The sequence below is a fragment of the Salegentibacter maritimus genome (genome assembly GCF_016236915.1).
GTDB lineage: Bacteria > Bacteroidota > Bacteroidia > Flavobacteriales > Flavobacteriaceae > Salegentibacter > Salegentibacter maritimus.
On record NZ_JAEHOK010000012.1, the window covers coordinates 95,268 to 111,846 of the forward strand.

Annotated in this window: 12 protein-coding genes; 4 read left to right on the forward strand and 8 right to left on the reverse strand. The window is 39.3% G+C overall.

Translation table 11 applies throughout. The features are described 5' to 3' along the window. Position 1: 1 nt before the first annotated feature. The 3 genes from I6U49_RS10735 to I6U49_RS10745 all read right to left on the reverse strand — a co-directional run bounded on the left by I6U49_RS10735 (position 2) and on the right by I6U49_RS10745 (position 5,581). Complete coding sequence (locus I6U49_RS10735) at positions 2–2,977, reverse strand: T9SS type A sorting domain-containing protein (protein ID WP_198628662.1); 2,976 nt, start codon at positions 2,975–2,977, stop codon at positions 2–4. Positions 2,978–3,094: 117 nt separating this feature from the next. Next, on the reverse strand, positions 3,095–4,633 hold the full coding sequence (locus I6U49_RS10740) for a glycine--tRNA ligase (protein WP_193711474.1): 1,539 nt from the start codon (positions 4,631–4,633) through the stop codon (positions 3,095–3,097). Positions 4,634–4,696: 63 nt separating this feature from the next. Beyond that, positions 4,697–5,581: a hypothetical protein gene (locus tag I6U49_RS10745; protein ID WP_193711475.1), complete on the reverse strand. Its 885-nt coding sequence runs from the start codon at positions 5,579–5,581 to the stop codon at positions 4,697–4,699. Positions 5,582–5,642: 61 nt separating this feature from the next. On the opposite strand from I6U49_RS10745, the gene I6U49_RS10750 reads away from it, so the two are divergent. Next, a complete protein-coding gene (locus I6U49_RS10750; protein ID WP_193711476.1) occupies positions 5,643–6,323 on the forward strand; it encodes a ComF family protein in 681 nt (226 codons plus the stop codon). 58 nt (positions 6,324–6,381) lie between these two features. Beyond that, a complete protein-coding gene (locus I6U49_RS10755; RefSeq protein WP_198628663.1) occupies positions 6,382–7,995 on the forward strand; it encodes an Ig-like domain-containing protein in 1,614 nt (537 codons plus the stop codon). On the opposite strand, the gene I6U49_RS10760 is transcribed toward I6U49_RS10755, so the two are convergent. After that, positions 7,982–8,761, reverse strand: a complete 780-nt coding sequence (locus I6U49_RS10760) for an amidohydrolase (protein ID WP_198628664.1) — start codon at positions 8,759–8,761, stop codon at positions 7,982–7,984. The genes I6U49_RS10755 and I6U49_RS10760 overlap by 14 nt on opposite strands. 101 nt (positions 8,762–8,862) lie before the next feature. On the opposite strand from I6U49_RS10760, the gene I6U49_RS10765 reads away from it, so the two are divergent. Beyond that, a complete protein-coding gene (locus tag I6U49_RS10765; RefSeq protein ID WP_198628665.1) occupies positions 8,863–9,372 on the forward strand; it encodes a DUF1440 domain-containing protein in 510 nt (169 codons plus the stop codon). On the opposite strand, the gene I6U49_RS10770 is transcribed toward I6U49_RS10765, so the two are convergent. From I6U49_RS10770 to I6U49_RS10785, 4 genes are all read right to left on the reverse strand, one after another. Then, positions 9,369–11,849 carry a ligase-associated DNA damage response DEXH box helicase gene (locus tag I6U49_RS10770; protein WP_198628666.1) on the reverse strand — a complete coding sequence of 827 codons (2,481 nt, stop codon included), beginning with the start codon at positions 11,847–11,849 and terminating at the stop codon, positions 9,369–9,371. The two genes, I6U49_RS10765 and I6U49_RS10770, sit on opposite strands and share 4 nt — an antisense overlap. Positions 11,850–12,709: 860 nt before the next feature. Further along, a complete protein-coding gene (locus I6U49_RS10775; RefSeq protein ID WP_193711481.1) occupies positions 12,710–13,075 on the reverse strand; it encodes an endonuclease domain-containing protein in 366 nt (121 codons plus the stop codon). Between the two features lie 156 nt (positions 13,076–13,231). Next, positions 13,232–14,827, reverse strand: coding sequence for an ATP-dependent DNA ligase (locus I6U49_RS10780; protein ID WP_198628667.1), 1,596 nt, complete (start codon positions 14,825–14,827; stop codon positions 13,232–13,234). An 11-nt stretch (positions 14,828–14,838) separates the two neighbouring features. Beyond that, positions 14,839–15,897 (reverse strand): ligase-associated DNA damage response exonuclease, encoded by a 1,059-nt coding sequence (locus tag I6U49_RS10785; RefSeq protein ID WP_198628668.1) that lies wholly within the window; start codon positions 15,895–15,897, stop codon positions 14,839–14,841. Positions 15,898–16,058: 161 nt separating this feature from the next. Here I6U49_RS10785 and I6U49_RS10790 point away from each other — a divergent pair, with 161 nt between their 5' ends. After that, the gene (locus tag I6U49_RS10790; protein ID WP_193711484.1) at positions 16,059–16,481 is read left to right on the forward strand and encodes a TerB family tellurite resistance protein; all 423 of its coding nucleotides are present in this window, start codon (positions 16,059–16,061) and stop codon (positions 16,479–16,481) included. Positions 16,482–16,579: the final 98 nt, after the last annotated feature.

A 16,579-nucleotide genomic window follows, 5' to 3' on the forward strand; every position in this document is an offset into this window, starting at 1 on the left:
ATCATTCTACAATAAAGCGTTTCACTTTTCCAACCTCCCGGGTTCCCATTCTTACAAGATAAACTCCCCTTGCCGCATAAGACATATCCAGTTCGTACACATAGCCGCTACCCGAGTTTTGCACCTGGTTTTCCAACATTTTTTGTCCTAAAATATTATGTACCGTAATTCGCAAAGTTTCCTCATAATCGGTCTCCATTACAATTCTAAACTGCTGGTTCTCTTCTGAAACAACAATAAGTTCAGCTTCGTTTAAAATAAAGTCTTCAATATCTAAGGTAGAATCGGTAATATTTACAGAATAGTCGTGGGTTGTGCCATACTCCATAACCTCGCAAGGATTATTTAGATCCCCTTCAAAATCTACATCCCCTGCCCTAATTCTCAACAAGTGTTGGCCCAATTCTGCATCAGCCGGAATACTAAAATTTGTATCGTGCCATTCTCCTGCCGTAGGAATAATTTCTGAAGTTATTAAGCGCTCCTCATCACTAAAAACCGCATCGTCATTAAAATCTATCCACATAGAAAAACGCTCGGCATTCTCAGCGGTTAATTCGCCAAATAAGGATTGTACCGAAACGGTAAACTCACTTTGGGAGCGATCTAAATTAGCAGAAAGACCAATAAAATCGGCATAGCCATTTCCGCAGGGAATACGTTCGTTAAGCACATTTTCCAACTCAAAAAAGAAAATTCCATCGCCATAACTACAATCGCCTCCTTCAGGAATACAATCTAAATTAGCAAGTGTTTTTACCGCGGTATCGTTGGTAGGGTCAAAATCGTTTGTTAAGCGCGTTCCCCCGGTAATCCTATAGCTTCCGGAAGGAGAAATATCTGAAGTTTGGTTAAACGTGTATACCTCCAAACCTCCCACCGGCAGGGTTCCGTTAAAAACTTCCCTAACCGGGGTGTTATTTCCTATTTGATAGAATACCGGAAAATTTTGTTGTGGTTCCCCTCCAAAGTTTTCTATACTTATGCTTATCTCTTCTGAAGCACTAAAATTTTCTCCGGTTTGTGGTGCATCAATTGAAGTTACCCCAACATCGTTTGGAGGTAAGTTTTTAATAGAAGTAAGCAAGCTATCATTTTCAGCATTTTCATCTCCCGCCAAATTTGTACTAAAAACAAATTCATAGGTTCTCCCAACCTCCGAAAGATCGGCTTTTGCAGCAAAAGTAAATTCTGCCGAGCTCGTGGCAGGAATACTTTCTTCAAATATTTCGGTAATCTCGGGGCCACCATCTACGCTATAGCTTACTTCAAAATTAGATTGCGCATTGCGACCGTAGTTTCTTATTTTAATGGTAATTTCTTCATTAGCACCCAAACTGGAATCTTCCGGACGTACCAAAGAAACCACGCCAAGATCGTTATCAAAATCTGGTGCAATTTTAAATACGCCTACGTGGTTTTTTCTTTCAGGACCTACAAAATACTCCCCATTATGCCAAAAAGTAAGCCCATCGGCAGGGTCTACGCTTAAATGTGCATAATCCCCATACCTGGAGTTAGGATTAGGGCTTTCGCCTTCAATAATACTTTGTTCCTCTATAGTCATAACTCCGGGCTCATCGTTTTTATATCTTCCTGTATAGCGTAAAGAGGGAAAAACCGGGTTTTGAGGATTATCGTTTAACACGGTATAACCAAGGGCAATATTACCCTCTTTATCCAAGCCAATACTGCCGCTAAACCTGTCGCTATTATCGGGGGCGTAAGTCCCCTCCTGATGAACACTCCAGGGACCACCATCGTTTTGTTGCCTAAGCTCATACCACCTTATTCCGGCGTGTTCTGCGGCACCAGGGTCTACATCTACTACAAAATTCATTACCACGGCATTATAGTCCTGGAAACGCCTATAGGTGGTCATATACATCATAGTGGCTTGCAACACATCAATTTCGGGAGTGTCGCTTCCCGGTTGCGCCAAATTTGAAAAAGAACCTCCATCAAAAGTGGCGATAAATGGTGAGACGCCCTGGGCCGAACCCAATTCCTGAGATTCAGCTATTGTGGAATTTGACGGATTATTCCAATCTACATTAATAAGCCAAAGTTTTAAATGGTCTTCGTTAACACCTGCCCAGGCATCGTCTTGAAGGTAAACAATAGGGGAATTTCCTCGCGGTGGCAACTCCTTGCCTATAGCCGAAAAACCGGCAGGGCTATAAAAACCATTGGTTTGTATTCCGGGTAAAGGAAAAGACATTATTTGCGCCGTTTGTCCCAAGAGCATTTTATCCCTTTCTAAAGCATATACAACCTGGCTGGTAGCTGCAGTTTGAGAGTTTTTATTGGTAGTAATATAATAGCCGTCTCCCCAAACCGAGATTTTAGGATAATCTGGTAAGACCCCATTGGTTGTAAACCTATAGGTATACCACCCATCATTAACAGGATCTGGGCCTTGTGATACAGCAATTAAAAAGCTTTCTGGCGTATCGCTAAATTGTGAAATTATAAACCTATCGGCAAATTCATCATAAAGTATAATGGGGTCTCCCAGGGTTTCATTGGTAAACTCGCCACCTATGCTGGCTAAAGATGCCGGTTGTCTAATTTGATTACCCGATTTATCAAAAATTGAAAAAGCAGAATTCCAACCGTTTACGTAATGATTTGGGCCTGCAGCCCCCGTGGGGTCTGTGGGTGTGGCTTGTGTAGAAGCAGCTTCAAAAGTAAAATTAGGAGCTTTTACTGATATCTCTCCCATTTTTTGCTGAATTCCGGAGGTTTTAGCCTTTGGCAAACCTTTACCTGGCACAATTTTGTTGATACCTCTATTCCTGGGATTATAAATTTTGAATTTCTTTTCGGGTGCAATTAATTTTCTCCTGGCCATCGCAGAAGAAGAAACCGCACTGGCAGAGTCTATGTAAACAGGACCCGAGCTTTCCCGCTCCTGACCAATCACTGCCATCTGAAAACCAAAAATTAAAATTAATAGGAATATAATTCTTCTCATATTGAAATAAGGCTTCTTTTACACTCTAAAAATAAGGATTCTATGCTTATCAAAAACAAAAGGAGCGATTATCTTAAACAATCGCTCCTTCTTTATAATAAAAATTCCCTTTTTTATTTATTTTTTTATCCAGCTTTTAAAATCGACTTCCTGCTGAATAATATTTTTAAGCTCTGTAATGGCAACGCGCTTTTGCTCCATAGTATCTCTATGGCGAACAGTCACTTTTTTATCTTCAAGCGAATCGTGATCTACCGTAATACAAAGCGGGGTTCCCACAGCATCCTGGCGACGATACCTACGCCCAATAGCGTCTTTTTCGTCATATTGAACTCTAAAATCCCATTTTAATTCTTCTACAATTTCCTGGGCAAGTTCTGGCAAACCATCTTTTTTAACCAAGGGAAGAACCGCTGCTTTGGTAGGAGCGAGTACAGCGGGTAATTTTAGTACCGTTCTGCTGGTACCACCCTCCAGCTCCTCTTCTTTTAAAGAGCCTGAAAAAACGGCTAAAAACATTCTATCTAAACCAATAGAAGTTTCAATTACATAAGGCACATAATTTTCTTTCATTTCAGGATCGTAAAAACGCAACTTCTTTCCAGAATGCTCTTCGTGCGCTTTTAAATCGAAATCTGTTCTTGAATGAATTCCTTCTAATTCCTTAAAGCCAAAAGGAAAATTAAATTCTATATCTGTAGCGGCATTCGCATAATGCGCCATTTTCTCGTGATCGTGGAAACGATAATTTTCCTCTCCTAAACCTAAAGAAGCATGCCAATGCTGGCGGGTTTCTTTCCAATGTTCAAACCATTTTAACTCCTCGCCCGGGCGCACAAAAAATTGCATCTCCATTTGTTCGAATTCCCTCTGGCGGAAGATAAATTGTCTGGCTACAATTTCGTTTCTAAAAGCCTTTCCTATTTGGGCGATTCCAAAAGGAATCTTCATCCTACCTGTTTTTTGCACATTAGAAAAGTTTACGAAAATTCCCTGTGCCGTTTCAGGACGTAGGTATAAATCGGTAGCAGAATCGGCTGAAGCTCCCAATTTGGTTCCAAACATCAGGTTAAACTGCTTAACATCTGTCCAGTTTTTAGAACCGGTTTCGGGGCAGGCAATACCCAATTCTTCAATTAATGCTTTTACATCGGCAAGGTCTTCATCGGTAAGTGATTTGGCCAAACGCTCCAGAATCTCCTTTTCTTCTTTTTTGTAACGAATAACCCTTGGGTTAGTAGTCACAAACTCCTCTTCATTAAATTTATCGCCAAAACGTTTCCTGGCCTTTGCTATTTCCTTTTGCGCCTTTTGATTGAGCTTTTCGGCATAATCTTCAACCAAAACATCGGCCCTATAGCGTTTTTTAGAGTCTTTATTATCAATTAAAGGATCGTTAAAGGCATCTACGTGGCCGGAAGCCTTCCAGGTGGTTGGATGCATTAAAATTGCCGCATCCAAACCAACGATGTTCTGGTGCAATTGCACCATGCTTTTCCACCAGTAATCTTTGATGTTTTTCTTTAATTCTGCTCCGTTTTGCCCGTAATCATAAACAGCACTTAAGCCGTCATAAATTTCACTCGATGCAAAAATATACCCATACTCTTTAGCATGGGATATTACATTTTTAAAAAAGTCTTCTTGTTTTGCCATAGCGCAAAAATAAAAAAACCGCCCTGATAAACAGCAGGGCGGACTTTGATTTTTAAGTTTTAATTATTTTAAGTTAAAAGAGGCTGTTCCCAATAAAGTTGCATTTGCATAAACATAGACTTTATAGGTACCTTCAAGCAATTTATCTTCCTGGGTATTGGCCAGTAAACAAACGTCAAGTTCGTTATTTTCGTAGTATACTTTTGAAGCAGCACTATAAACCATAGCCCCACCTTCGTGTTCTACTACAATTTCGTCGCCTACCAATTCATTCTCTGGATTGTAAACCTGTACATACATGTTTCTTTCGCCGGGGCCGGCAAGATCGTTGGCGGTAATGGTAAAACAGGTTCTTACCTGGTCTATTCTTCGGGTACGATCGTTTTCTACCAATTTTCCGCTATTTCTTACAATTACCCCTTCCCCGCGAAGATTTGTTATCTTTAATTGGGCTGCCCGGTCTACTTTATTTGCAAGGTCCTGGTTTGTAGTTTGCAAAGAATCAGATATACGGGTGCGTTCTTCTAAAATCACGTTGGTACTGTCTAGAGTTTGGGACATCATCTGGTTTTGGCGGTTCAAACTATCTACCACTCTAAACAAACGTTCTTTTTCGGCTTTAAGGTTTCCTATTTCACGACGATAGCGCGATATTAAAACCAGGTTGGCTTCATTTTCCTCAACCGAATCTAATAAACGCTCAATTCTATCCCTTGCGTCTACCAGATTTTGATCCATAATTTCATTTTCCTCAATGGCCTCATCGTATTTAACGATTAAATCATTAAGTTCATCTTCTATTACCTGCTTTTCCTTGGTAAGAATTGCTTTATTTTCTTTCTCTTCGTTGTAGAATTTAATTGTATAAATACCTAAGGCCAGCAAAGCCACGGCTAAAACTCCCGTTAAGATCTTAAGCGCTGTGTTATTCTTCTTTTCGGTCATCATAGTAATAATATTTGTTTGTAAATTTAGGAGATTATCAAGGCAACCTACAAGGACTTAACAAATGTTTCACGATTTAACAAACCTGTTCTATCCAAAAATATGCAATTGCTGTGACACCCAGCTTTTAAAAGCTGAAAAAGTAATTTGTACTGCTTGTTTACATCAACTTCCAACTACTAATTATCATTTAGATAACGAGAACACGACAAAAAAAGTATTTGATGCCCGTCTAAGTCTTGAAAATGCTACTTCGTTGCTATATTTTAGAAAAAAAGGGTTGGTACAAAAGCTTATTCATAATTTAAAATACAGGAAACAGGAAGATGTCGGGTATTTTCTTGGCAACTGGCTTGGAGACCAATTGGCTTCCCATCCAGGGTTTAGCAATGTTGATTGTGTGCTTCCGGTACCGCTTCATCACAAAAAATTAAAGAAAAGGGGATTTAATCAGGTAGCTGCTTTTAGCAAAGTACTCGCCAACAAGTTAAACGCAAAGTATATAGACGATGTACTGGTAAAGAAATCTGGTTCCCGAACTCAAACATTAAAAAAACGACTGGGAAGATGGGGAGTTATAGATGCCACTTTTATGATAGAAAACCAAAAAAAGCTAGAAAACAAACACTTGCTTCTGGTAGACGACCTCGTTACTACCGGTGCAACCCTGGAAGCTTGCGGAAACAAACTCCTTCAAATTAAAAATACTAAATTAAGTATTGCCACAATGGCAATTACAGACTGATACACACGTTAAAACCTAAAATAATTGTTTCTTTGCTATTAGATTTCATTTTTTTATTATGCTGAAGAGAATTCCTGGAATTTTAATAGTTGCCGTATTGGTTTTGTTGTGCGTGCAATGCGCAAAAAAAGGAATGCCGGAAGGTGGACCTAAAGATGAAGAGCCCCCAAAATTTATTCGAGCAACTCCCGAAAACTATAATACTAATTTCAATGCAGATGAAATTAGGATATTTTTTAATGAGTACATAAAACTGGAAGACGCTAGGCAACAAGTAGTTATTTCACCGCCTATAGAACCACGCCCGGCCATGGTGCCTATGGGTTCGGCTCGTAAAGATGTGCGCATACAAAACCTGGACTCCCTACAGCCAAACACCACTTACACCATTAATTTTGGAAAAAGCATTGTAGATAACAACGAAGGCAATCCCCTTCCTTACTTTAAATACGTATTCTCTACGGGAGATTACCTGGATTCTTTAAAAGTTTCAGGAAGTATAAAAGATGCCAACCTAAAGGCTCCGTCAGAATTTATTTCTATTTTTTTATACGAGGTAGATTCTACTTTTTCTGATTCGTTGGTATATAAAGAAACACCAAGGTATATTACCTATACGCTAGACAGTACTGTAAACTTTGAGCTGGAAAACCTTAAAGAGGGAACTTACCAAATACTTGCTGTAGAAGACAAAAACGATAATTATAATTTTAACCCCAAAACCGAGAAAATAGGATTTATAGAGAACTATATCACCCTCCCAACAGATTCTACCTACGAGATTAGCATTTTTAAAGAAAATCTGGAGTTTGAAGCCGAACGTCCCAAATTATTAAAAGGCAATCAAATACTTTTTGGTTATCAGGGTTCTAAAGGTGTAGACAGTGTTAAGATTAATCTATTAACCCCTAAACCGCAAGGTTTTCAATCTAGAATTGTAAAAGATCGCGAAACCGATACTCTTTACTACTGGTACAATATTAGACCTGAAAATGACAGTCTTTCTTTTGAGGTGGTGAGCCCAACACGACGTGACACCTTATTTACAAAAATAGCTGAAGCCGAAAGGGATTCCTTAAAGTTAAACGCAAACCCGACAGGTACAATTGCATTCCAGGAAAATTACCGATTACAGGCAAACACACCTATTACAGAGTTTAATAAAGAATTAATTAGCATTATGGATGCTGATTCCAGTCTGGTAAACTTTGATGCCGAAATACGAAACCTTGAAAACGAAATTATAATCTCATTCGATAAAGAAGAAAGCAGTAAATATGAGGTAACGACATTGCCCGGTGCAGTAACCGACCTCTTTGGTGATACCAACGATACCATTAAAAGTAGCCTTAGCACCAAATCTTACGCAGATTATGGAAGTATTATTTTAACACTTCAAAATGTAAATCGGTATCCAATTATAGTACAGCTCACTAACGAAAAAGGCGAAGTACAGCACGAACATTACGCCACCGGAGGAAATAATTTTCATTTCCGTTTTCTAAAACCGGGAAAAAACCTAATCAGGGTAATTTTTGACGATAATGAAAACCAGAAATGGGATACCGGAAATTATCTTAAGAGAATCCAACCCGAAGAAATCCAATATTATAGGGATACGGTAGAGGTAAGGTCTAACTGGGATATTTCAGAGACTTTTATTTTAAAATAAATGTATCCCGATCCTGAAGGAATTTAAAATGACTTCGGGTTTCCATTAATTGTTGTTTATCCAGGCTAACTTCCTTTACAAAGGCTTCTTCCCTGTTTAACTCGGTTAGATTTTGGCCTAATCCGTCATAAACTGCGCTATGCCCATTGTATTCGGCTTTATTCCCATCGTTTCCGGTTCGGTTTACCCCAATGCAGTAACTCATATTCTCTATGGCCCTTGCCTTTAAAAGTGTATCCCAGGCAAAAACCCGTTTCTTTGGCCAGTTGGCAACATAAATTAGCAAATCGTAATCTTCGGTGTTCCTTGAAAAAACAGGGAACCTTAGGTCATAACAAACCAGTGGGCAAATCTTCCAGCCTTTATACTCAACCACCAACCTATTTTTTCCGGCGGTATAGGTTTTATGTTCGTTGGCCAAAGTAAAGGTGTGACGTTTATCATAGGTTTTATAAGTTCCGTCAGGAAAAACGAAGAAAAGCCTATTAAAATAATTATCATTTTCGGTAATGATTAGGCTTCCGGTTACCGCAGCATCTTTCAGTTTTGCAATTTCGCGCATCCACTGTAAACTTAAACCATCGGTCTTTTCTGCCAGTTTTTCGGCATTCATACTAAAGCCTGTGGTAAACATTTCGGGTAGTACAATTAGATCTACATCTTCAGAAATCGCTTTAATTTCTTCTGAAAACAAACTACGATTAGCTTGCGGATCTTCCCATTTTAAATTAGCCTGTATTATTGCAGTATTTAGTTTTTGTGCCATACCCAAAATTACCAATTTTTAAATTCCTGCTGCTAAATCATTGTTAAACAATTGTAGAAAACTCACATTATAAATAGTTTTAAGATGTAAAAATTGAAATCATGAAAGTACAAGATTTATTACAGAAAGATTCTTATTCTAAAGCGGCAGGCAGAGGTTTACTGGCAGGCGTTATTGGCGGATTGGCTGGTACGGCAGTAAAAAGCCTTGTAGAGCATTTTTTGCCCGTGCGGAAAGTTGAACAACGCTCAGCCCAAATACAAATTGTAGACGATCTTTCTACCAAAATAACCGGCTCTCCGGTTAGTGTTCAAAACGAAGAACTTGCCGAGCAACTTGTAAACTTCCCAATTGGAGCCACTGTTGGCGCTGCATACGGTTTTGGCAAAAAAGACAATAAAGAATTAAATATTAAAGATGGGATTATTTTAGGTGGTTCTACCTGGGTTTCTACCCATGAAACCTCGCTTCCTCTAATGGGCCTGGAACCAAAACCAACCGATGTTCCTTTAAAAATGCAGTTTAATGAACTATTTGCACACGTTCTTTTTGGCATTACAACCGAAGTTGTTCGTAGCACCGTACTACATAGATTAAACGAAAGGGATTAGTTTTCGAGGCTTTTTAGCATTCTTTTAATTCTATCTTCCAATTTTTCTGAAGATAATTTTTCCCTCAATCTGTCAGTAATAATAGGAAAAGAGAAAGGAGTTGGTTTTTGGCAGTTTTTCCAAACAATCTCCTGTTTTTGTATACGCTCTAAAGCCATTCTTAATCGACCTTCTTCCAACTGATGCTCAAAAGTTTCCCTAAAGGATTGCAAGTACAATAAATTATCGTTTTCGTAATCTCTAAAAACGCTAAAAAGCAATTGCGAGCTACTTTGCAAATGCTTGCTTTTTATCAATTTGTTTGGGTAACCGGTAAATACCATTCCGGCTATAACAGCGATATCCCTAAATTTTCGCCGGGCCATTTCGGTAGCGTTCAAACTTTTGTAAAGATCGTCCATAAGGAATTCTGCCGAAAATAAATCGTTGTCTAAAACCTGTTGCATATCAATTTCCTGGTCTGAGAGTAGTTCAAACCCATAGTCATTAAAAGCAATACTAAATGAAATGGGCGAGAGCAAACTAATGCGATATGCCAGCAAACTTCCCAGCGCCTCGTGAACAAAACGGCCTTCAAACGGATAAAAAATGGCGTGATAACCTTCCCGGGTTTTAAAGGTTTCGACTAAAAATTCATCTTTGTTTGGAATAATAGATTCTTTCTGCTGCCTTTCCAGAATTGGTTGCAAAGCTTTTAATTCCGATGACTTTCGGACTGCGCTCGAAGTGATATCTACATAGGTTGAAGCAGCATACATTTCTTCCCGAAGCAGTTCACTCATTTGTGCCGAAAATGCCATCCTACCGCCCATCCAACTAGGCACTTTAGAAGTTTTTTTCTTCGATTTTCGTACTAAAACCTGCATACTTTTAATACGCACCAACTCCAGGTTTCTCCCAGCAAAAGTAAACACATCGCCGGGTGCAAGTTTAGAAATAAACCACTCCTCAATCGTGCCTATATAACCGCCCTTAAGGTATTTTACGCTTAAAACCGCATCGCTCACAATTGTCCCAATTTGTAAGCGGTGGCGCATCGCGACTCCGCGGTTATTTACTTTAAAAAGACCGTCTTCTTCAATTTCAATTTTCTTGTATTCATCATAAGCCTGTAAACTTTGGCTGCCATTGGTAACAAAATTAAGGATCCACAGCCATTCGTCTTCAGTAATTCCCTGAAAACAGAAAGTCGATTTTACCTCGGGCCAGATTTCCTTCGGAAAAAAACCATTGGAAACCGCCAAAGTGGTTAAGTATTGCACCAGGACATCAAAACTCAACAAGTACGGGATGCGATCTTCTACCGCGTTCTTTTTTACCGCCTTTTGTAAAGCTGAAGCTTCAAAAAGCTCTATAGCATGGGTGGGTGAAAAATGGATAACACTTTCTTCACCGGGACGATGGCCGCTTCTCCCCGCCCTTTGTAAAAATCTAGCCACCCCTTTTGGGCCGCCAATTTGAATAATGGTTTCAACCGGTGCAAAATCTACTCCCAAATCAAGACTGGAGGTACAAACCACTGCCTTTAAGGTTTCATTTCTAATGGCCTGCTCAACCCAAAGTCGGGTTTCTTTATTAATACTCCCGTGGTGCATGGCTACCTCCCCCGCAAATTCAGGATATTTTTCCATTAACTTCTGAAACCATAATTCGCATTGAGACCGGGTATTGGTAAAAAGCAGTGTAGTTCTGGAATTCTTTATAATTGGTACTACCTCATCAATTAAATGCAATCCCAAATGCCCACGCCAGGGGAATTTTTCCATTTTCGGTGGAATAATAGATTTTACAGTTATCTTCTTCTTTAAATTCGCTCTAATTAAAGTTGAATTTTGAAAGGCTTCGGAATCAGGACCGAGCAAAACTTCCCTGGCCTGCTCTAAATTCCCAATCGTTGCCGAGATTCCCCAGATTCGTAAATCTTTTGAAACCGTTTTTAAACGAGATAGGGCCAGTTCCATCTGCACACCTCGTTTTGTGCCCAGTAATTCGTGCCATTCATCAACCACCACGGCACTTAGATCTTTAAACGTTTTATCGTAATTTTTGGAAGAAAGTAGTAATTGCAAGCTTTCGGGGGTGGTAATTAGTAAGTCGGGCATGGATTTTTTTTGCGCTGCACGAATTTTTTGTGGAGTATCTCCCGTTCGTATACCTACTGTTAATCCGCTCTCAATATCGTCGGCAAATCGCTGTGCAGCCTGTTCAATTTCTACCGAAAGTGCTCTTAAAGGTGTAATCCAAATAGCTTTTAATCCTTTTTTATGTTTGATTTTATAACCGGGGTTTTGCTTTAAATAATCCAGTACTATCGGTACCCAAAGCGCATAGGTCTTTCCACTACCCGTAGGTGCGTTTAAGAGGCCGTTCTTTTTCTGCAAAAAGGCCGTCCAGGTTTGTTTCTGAAAAGCAAAAGCTTTCCAGCCCTGGTTGGAAAACCAGGTTTCTGCTATTTCAGTAAGTTGATTTCTATTCATGTTACAACCCTTCCGTCTTATTCAGCTACCGCTGAATAATCCACCTTCCCTTCAAAAGGGAAGGAGCTATTTTTATTTTTAATTAGCACCTCACCTTGCTCCCCTACTTTCTAAAAAGGGGTGCCCGATAGGGCGGGGTGGTCCACTTTTTAAAATTGAATAAGTTGATTTCTATTCATGCTTCAACCCTTCCGTCTTATTCAGCTACCGCCGAATAATCCACCTTCCCTTCAAAAGGGAAGGAACTATTTTTATTTTTAATTATCACTTCACCTTGTTCCCCTACTTTCTAAAAACGGGTGCCCGATAGGGCGGGGCGGTTCACTTTTTAAATTTTGAGTAAGTTGATTTCTATTCATGTTTTAACCCTTCCGTCTTATTCAGCTACCACTGAATAATTCACCTTCCCTTTAAAAGGGAAGGTGCTATTTTTATTTTTAATAAGCACCTCACCTTGCTCTCCTACTTTCTAAGGAGGGGTGCCCGATAGGGCGGGGTGGTCCACTTTTTTAAAATTGAATAAGTTGATTTCTATTCATGCTTCAACCCTTCTGTCTTATTCAGCTACCGCCGAATAATCCACCTTCCCTTCAAAAGGTAAGGAACTATTTTTATTTTTAATTAGCACCTCACCTTGTTCCCCTACTTTCTAAGGAGGGGTGCCCGATAGGGCGGGATGGTCCACTTTTTAAAATTGAATAAGTTGATTTCTATTCATGCTTCAACCCTTCCGTCTTATTCAGCTACCACTGAATAACCCACCTTCCCTTCAAAAGGGAAGGAGCCATTTTTATTTTTAATTAGCACCTCACCTTGCTCCCCTACTTTCTAAGGAGGGGTGCCCGACAGGGCGGGGTGGTTTATTTCTTCTTAAAATTATCTTCAATCTCCTTCAAAACCGAAGGTAGAAAGTCAAAAACCATTCTATTTTCAAACCGTATTACTTTAAATCCAAAATCTTCCAGTTTTTTAGTCCGTTTTTCATCTTTTTCTTCAGAGAGTGGAGTTTTATGTACCTCTCCATCTAACTCTATGATTAGTTGCTCTTCCGCGCAATAAAAATCCACTATAAAATTTTCTATACTATGTTGCCTTCTGAATTTTCTTCCTTTAAATTTTCTTCGTTGTAATTGTTTCCACAAAAATGCCTCGGCAGGAGTTAAGTTATTCCTTAATGCTTTTCGGAAAGGCTGTAAGAACTTTTTGTTATGACCTGGTTTTTTCATTGGTTTTAAGCTTTATCCTTTACCCTTCCGTCTTATTCAGCTACCGCCGAATAATCCACCTTCCCTTCAAAAGGGAAGGTGCCATTTTTATTTTTAATTACTACCTCACCCTGTCCCCCTACTTTCTAAGGAGGGGTGCCCGATAGGGCGGGGTGGTTAATCCGGGATTAAATCCCGCAACTCACCCAGCGTATTTGCTTCATATATATTTTTATCGGTTCGCCAGCGTACCATTCTCGGAAAACGCGTTGCTACTCCACTTTTATGCCGTTTGGATTCGGCGATCCCTTCAAAAGCAATTTCAAACACATGATGTGGCGTTACACTTCTAACAGGACCAAAACGCTCTAAGGTGTTTTTTTTAATCCACGCGTCAAGTTTTCTAAATTCAGCATCGGTTAAACCGGAATAGGCCTTCGCAAAAGTGACCAGTTCTTTTTTTTCATCATCCCATAAACCAAAAGTATAATCGGTAAATAGATTGCTACGTCTTCCATGACCGCGCATGGCATAAGTGAGCACCGCATCTACCGTAAGCGGATCTACCTTCCATTTCCACCAATCGCCTTTTTTTCTTCCCACTAAATATGGCGAATCCAATCTTTTCAACATCAAGCCTTCCGATTTTTCTTCCCGGGCCCGTTCACGTTCTTTAGCCACTTCAGCCCAATTTTTAAAAGATATACGCTTTGATAAATGCAATGGAATTTCTTCCGTAGAAAGCTTATTATAAAGTTTCTCCAGAATTTTTCTTCTTTCTTGAAAAGCTTTGTCCCTAATATCTTCTCCCTGCCATTCTAAAATATCGTATGCTTTTAAAATAACAGGCGTTTTACTAAGCAGATTTTTAGTAATATTCTTTCTTCCTATTCGGGTTTGCAGATCTTTAAAGCTTCCTATACTACCTTTGGGAAACGGCAATATTTCGCCATCCAGGACAGTTCCATTAGGAATTTTATCTATAAAGCTTTGAAATTCGGGGTATTTATCCGTTACTAGTTCCTCACCACGACTCCACACAAAAAGCTCATTATTTCTCACGATTACCTGGGCGCGAATACCATCCCATTTATGCTCGGCACTCCATTGGGCTACATCCCCAAGCTCTTCAACTTCCCCATCTATTGCGTAAGCCAGGTAAAACGGATAGGGCTTAGACAAATAATCTTCTTCGTTTTCTTCTAAAATTAGTTTTTTAAAGGTGGTTTTTTCAGGTTTCCAATTGCCCATCATTTTATAAGCGAGAATATCCTCATCAATATTAGTAGCTTTTGAAAGGGCACGGGTCATTAATTTTTGACTCACGCCAATGCGAAAACTCCCGGTAATGAGCTTGGTAAACACAAAACGTTCATAATAATTAAGCGCAAGCCAATTTGTATGCAGGTATTCCTTTTTTGTCGCTTCATCTTTAGGTTTCAGTTCAATGATCTCCTGCAGAAATTGGTTGAGGCTTTTTTCGGTATTTTCTTTGGCAGGGGGTATCACAAGGGCAATTGTCTCGGCCAAATCGCCTACAATATGATAAGACTCTTCAAATAACCACAGGGGAATGTTAGCGAGCTCTGAAGCCCATTCCCGCATTAAGGTAGTATTTACCGGTCGTGGTGGGCGCCTATGTGACAAAATAGCTATGGTCCACACCTTATCCCTATCATCGGCATTTTTAAAATAATGGGTTAAAGCCTCCACTTTCAGCGTGGTTTTATTAGTGCTATCAAGGGTTTTTATAAGCTCTGCAAAGTGCTTCATTTTAGTTTAGTTTATTTACATCCCGACTGCAGGTGAAGTGACAAAACATTTAAATTTCTTTTTCGTTTTTTTGACTCTTCTTCTCCTGTTTCACCTTCATATTGTGTGTCTTCAGTCCTGGCATCATAACCTAGTTCACGTAAATAACGAGAGAAAATATCGGTATACCCGTGGGTGCAAATCACTTTTTCGGCATCCGTAGCTTCTATAGACTTTAGCAAGCCCTGCCAATCGCAATGATCTGAGAGTACAAAACCGCGGTCTATGGCACGTCTTCTTCGAGCTCCACGAAAAGTCATCCAACCGCTGGCCGAAGCTGTCACATAAGGTACCATCTTTTTTATCCATGGACTGCCATGAGCACTAGGTGGAGCCACTACAATATTTCCTTTAAATTCATCTTTTTTGGTATCGCGGCTAATTCTTGTGGTTTTTGGCATTTCAGCTAAAGGGCGAACTACATCTGTCATATTCTCTATTGCACCGTGGGTGTAAATTTTGCCGATTGAAGTATCGAGATGTCTTAACAGGCGTTGAGCTTTTCCAAGGGAATATCCAAAGATTACCGAAGTTCTTCCATCTTCTTTATTTTGCTGCCACCATTTATTGATTTCGGTAAAGACCTCCGCCTGTGGTTGCCATTTAAAGGCTGGTAAACCAAAAGTACATTCGGTGATAAAAGTATGGCATTTAATAGGCTCATAAGGCACTGCTACCCCATCAGGTTCATCTTTATAATCGCCGGTAAATACCCAAACTTCGCCTTTATACTCTACTCTAATTTGGGACGAACCAATAATATGGCCTGCCGGATGCAGGGAGAACTTAACACCATTAATGGTAAAGGTCTCGTTCCATGCTTTCCCCGAAACTTCTATTTCCCCCAGTCTATGTTTAATAATAGGAACATTACTGTGGTGGGTTATATATTTTTTATGTCCCCAGCGGGAATGATCGGCGTGACCGTGCGAAATAATAGCCTTATTTACAGGTTTCCAGGGGTCCAGGTAAGTATCTGCTGCCTCGCAGTAAATACCTTTTTCATTAAAGGCGAGTAAAGGTGGATTCATTTATAAGAGATACTTTAATTTGAAAATACCCAAAATGCCACGCTAAAAAAAAGGATTAAGAAAAGATTAGCGATTGATGAAGCATCAAACATTTTAGAGTTTTTTTGATAAGATATACTTGAAGCTTTAAGTATATTTGTCTATATATAAAAATTAATAAAATGTCATTTTCAGATTTATTTGGTTCAGGAGAACACCTCCGCAACATCAATCATTTTGCTTCTATTGTAAATCTTGCAAGTGTAGATGGGGATATTAACGAAAAAGAACGTGTTCTCTTAGAACGTTTTGCTCGCAAACTTGATATTAGTGAGCAAGAATATAAAATGCTAATTAAGAATCCGCAAGAATTTCCTATTAGCGCCTATAACAGTGTAGAAAAGCGTTTAGAGCGTTTACACGATTTATTTAAAATTATTTTTGCCGATCATGAGATAGACCATGAAGAAGAAGCGCTTATTAAACGATATGCCATAGGTCTTGGTTTTTCTAACGAAAACGCCGAAAACATTATAAAAAGGTCTATTCAGATTTTTAGCGGACAATTGAATTTTGAAGATTACAAATATCTATTGGGTAAGTAATCGGGAATATTAAAATAACATTTTAGCTAAATTTAAAAAAGGCTATCTCAAAAGTGCTGGGATTCGTCATTGCGAGACCCCATTCAAAAAAAATTGCC

Coding starts and splice junctions, on each gene's coding strand:
- I6U49_RS10745 (WP_193711475.1), bottom strand. CDS start 5,581: ATGATGACCGAAAAGAAGAATAACACAGCGCTTAAGATCTTAACGGGA.
- I6U49_RS10785 (WP_198628668.1), bottom strand. CDS start 15,897: ATGAATCCACCTTTACTCGCCTTTAATGAAAAAGGTATTTACTGCGAG.
- I6U49_RS10735 (WP_198628662.1), bottom strand. CDS start 2,977: ATGAGAAGAATTATATTCCTATTAATTTTAATTTTTGGTTTTCAGATG.
- I6U49_RS10790 (WP_193711484.1), top strand. CDS start 16,059: ATGTCATTTTCAGATTTATTTGGTTCAGGAGAACACCTCCGCAACATC.
- I6U49_RS10740 (WP_193711474.1), bottom strand. CDS start 4,633: ATGGCAAAACAAGAAGACTTTTTTAAAAATGTAATATCCCATGCTAAA.
- I6U49_RS10750 (WP_193711476.1), top strand. CDS start 5,643: ATGTTTCACGATTTAACAAACCTGTTCTATCCAAAAATATGCAATTGC.
- I6U49_RS10770 (WP_198628666.1), bottom strand. CDS start 11,849: ATGAATAGAAATCAACTTACTGAAATAGCAGAAACCTGGTTTTCCAAC.
- I6U49_RS10780 (WP_198628667.1), bottom strand. CDS start 14,827: ATGAAGCACTTTGCAGAGCTTATAAAAACCCTTGATAGCACTAATAAA.
- I6U49_RS10775 (WP_193711481.1), bottom strand. CDS start 13,075: ATGAAAAAACCAGGTCATAACAAAAAGTTCTTACAGCCTTTCCGAAAA.
- I6U49_RS10760 (WP_198628664.1), bottom strand. CDS start 8,761: ATGGCACAAAAACTAAATACTGCAATAATACAGGCTAATTTAAAATGG.
- I6U49_RS10765 (WP_198628665.1), top strand. CDS start 8,863: ATGAAAGTACAAGATTTATTACAGAAAGATTCTTATTCTAAAGCGGCA.
- I6U49_RS10755 (WP_198628663.1), top strand. CDS start 6,382: ATGCTGAAGAGAATTCCTGGAATTTTAATAGTTGCCGTATTGGTTTTG.